Origin of the sequence: Stenotrophomonas capsici (assembly GCF_034961085.1) — a bacterium.
Lineage (GTDB): Bacteria > Pseudomonadota > Gammaproteobacteria > Xanthomonadales > Xanthomonadaceae > Stenotrophomonas > Stenotrophomonas capsici.
In genome coordinates this window covers 1-3,067 of sequence record NZ_JAYFUH010000167.1, presented here as the reverse complement: position 1 = coordinate 3,067, position 3,067 = coordinate 1, and the positions used below count along the sequence as shown (strand labels likewise).

Sequence of the window (3,067 nt, the reverse complement as noted above, 5' to 3'; positions counted from 1 at the left end):
CCATCGTCGCCGAGGACATCGGCAAGTTCCCGGACAGCAACCTGGCCGAATCGCTGCAGCGCATCCCCGGCGTGGTGATCACCCGTGACGGCGGCGAAGGCCGCAACATCTCGGTGCGCGGCCTGGGCCCGGACTTCACCCGCGTGCGCATCAACGGCCTGGAAGCGCTGAGCACGGTCGGCAGCAGCGATGGCCAGGGCGGCACCAACCGCGGCCGCGGCTTCGACTTCAACGTGTTCGCCTCGGACCTGTTCTCGCAGCTGATCGCGCGCAAGACCGCCTCGGCCGACGTGGAAGAGGGCTCGCTGGGCGCCACCGTCGACCTGCGCACCGCGCGTCCGTTCGACTACGACGGCCTGACCATCGTCGGCAACGTGCAGGCCGGCTACAACGATGCCTCGCAGTCGGCGATGCCGCGCTTCGCCGGCCTGATTTCCAACAACTGGGCCGACGGCAAGTTCGGCGCGTTGTTGTCGGTGGCGTATTCCGAGCGCGAGACGGTGGAAGAGGGCACCGGCACCGTGCGTTGGGCCGGTGGCAATACCAACGGTGGCTTCAACCCGGCCTCCGCGTTCAAGGATGCACTGCGTGCGGACGTATACTCGCCGCGCTTCCCGCGCTACACGCTGATGGAGCATGACCAGAAACGCCTGGGCGTGACCGGCGCGCTGCAGTTCAAGCCCAGTGACCGCACCACTTTCAGCCTGGATGCGCTGTACTCCAAGATCGACGCCAAGCGCGACGAGAAGTACATCGAGGCCAATGGCCTGAGCAAGTCCAGCAACGACGGCAAGAAGGAAATCCTGGTCAATGATGGCGAGGTGCGCAACGGCGCGCTGGTCTATGCGCAGATGGACAACGTCGACATCCGCGCCGAGAACCGCCACGACGAGTGGAGCACCGAGTTCTACCAGCTCAGCCTCGACGGCGAGCACCGCCTGACCGATACCTTCACGATCACCGGCAAGGTCGGTACCTCGCGCTCCAAGCACGAGAACCCGATCCAGGCCACGATCATGATGGACAAGCTCAACGTCAAGGGCTACAGCTACGACTACCGTGGCAACCCAAACAAGCCGGTGTTCAACTACGGCGTGGACCCGACCGATCCGAATGGCTGGACGCTGTCCACGGTCCGCCTGCGCCAGAACTACGTGACCAACGAGTTCAACAACGGCCAGTTGGAGTTCGCCTGGAACCTGGGCCCGTCGTTCACGCTGGAAGGCGGCTTGCAGGCCAAGAACTACAGCTTCTCCTCGCTGGAGCGCCGCCGCCAGGCCGCCGAGACGCAGGTGCCGACCTTCGACAATGGCACCCGCATCGTGCCGCCGGACATGACCGAGCAGGCCAGCCTGCAGGGCATGAGCGGCTCGCCGGGCAAGTGGGTGGTCCCCAACTTCAGCGCGATCGTCGACAAGTTCGGCATCCTCAGCAACCAGGGCAGCTACCTGGTCACCGACTATGCGCCCAGCCATCGCGGTGTTGACGAGCAGGACCGCAGCGGTTGGCTGATGGGCAAGTTCTCCACGGAGATCGGCGCGATCCCGTTGTCGGGTAACGTCGGCGCGCGCTACGTGAAGACCAAGCAGCTCTCGTACGGCATCGGTACCAGCACCGCGACGCCGGTGATGATCACCGCCAAGCGCGAGTACAACGATTTCCTGCCCTCGATCAACCTGGTAGCCGAGATCACCCCGGATTTCCTGGTCCGCTTCGGCGCGGCCAAGGTGATGTCGCGTCCGGGCCTGGGCAGCCTGACCCCCGGCGTCACGGTCAACGTCAGCGGCAGCGCCAAGGCAGTCAGTGCCGGCAACCCGGACCTGGAGCCGGTGCGCGCCAAGACCGTGGACCTGGGCTTCGAGTGGTACTTCAACGAAGGCGCGATGCTCGGCGTCGGTCTGTTCTACAAGGACATCAACAGCTTCATCCAGGCGACCAAGGAAAGCCGCATCTACGCCGATAGCGGCCTGCCGGCGAGCCTGCTGGAGGGCACCGGGGCCACGGTCAACGACGAGTTCGTGTTCACCGTGCCGGTCAACACGCCCGGTGGCGACCTGACCGGCGTGGAGGTCAACTACACACAGCCGTTCTCGTTCCTGCCGGGCAAGTGGGCCAACTTCGGCACGCAGTTGAACTACACCTACGTCGAATCGAAGGTGCAGTACGTGGCCAGTTCCGGCGCGCTGGCGCAGAAGACCGACCTCACCGGCCTGTCCAAGAATGCGTGGAACGCGACGCTGTTCTATGACGGCGCCAGTTGGTCGGCGCGCGTCTCGGCCACCAACCGCGACGACTACCTGATCCAGGTGCCGGGCACCGAGAAGGGCTTCGACAGCGATGGCCGTGGCGTGCACGGCCAGAGCGGCACCACCTTCCTCGATGCCTCGATCCGTTACCGCATCAGCGACCAGCTGGAGATCAGCCTGGAAGGCGCCAACCTGACCAACGAGGCACAGGAGTCGTGGGTGTCCAACCCGTCGGTGTCGCTGCCGCTGGAATACAGCGAGACCGGGCGCCAGTACACGCTGGGCCTGCGCTACAAGTTCTGATGCTGCAAACCCGCCCCGGTGCAAGGCCGGGGCGGGGCAATGATGGTGCGACGCAGGATGTGAAGACGCGTTGGCGTCGCTAACTTGGCCCCCCGCATGCGGAACCGTTCCGCCGCTGCATGCTTCCAAGAGACGCCCGATGTCCCCACGCTCCATTGTTTCCGTACTGCCCCCGTTGCTCCTGGCTTCCGCGCTGCTTGCTGCTCTCCCGGTGGCAGCGCGGGCTTCTTCGCCGGGCATGCTGTTCCGCGTATCGGCCGACAACGGTTTCGTCGCCGACAGCGCCCAGGGCGACCCGGTACCGAACTTCCAGGACAAGGTGAGCCTGGTCGATGACGGCGCGCACGGACGCGCCATCCAATGGCAGGACGACGGCGTGCTGTCCTGGAACGCGCCGGGCAACATCCAGGCCGCGCGCGGCACCTTGTCGTTCTTCTGGCGCGCGCGCTACGCGGTGGGTGAGGCGCCGTTCGTGATCTTCCGCGTCGGCTACGCCGACCACAGCAGCTGGGACATGG

Annotated in this window: 2 protein-coding genes; both read left to right on the top strand. The window is 65.6% G+C overall.

Features of this window, described 5'->3' with window-relative positions:
* Nucleotides 1-2,549 (top strand): TonB-dependent receptor (locus VA603_RS10720; protein ID WP_323438811.1); only part of this gene is annotated, 2,549 nt, incomplete at its 5' end.
* 139 nt (nucleotides 2,550-2,688) lie between these two features.
* A partial coding sequence (locus VA603_RS10715) for a hypothetical protein (RefSeq protein WP_323438810.1) occupies nucleotides 2,689-3,067 on the top strand: 379 nt, incomplete at its 3' end.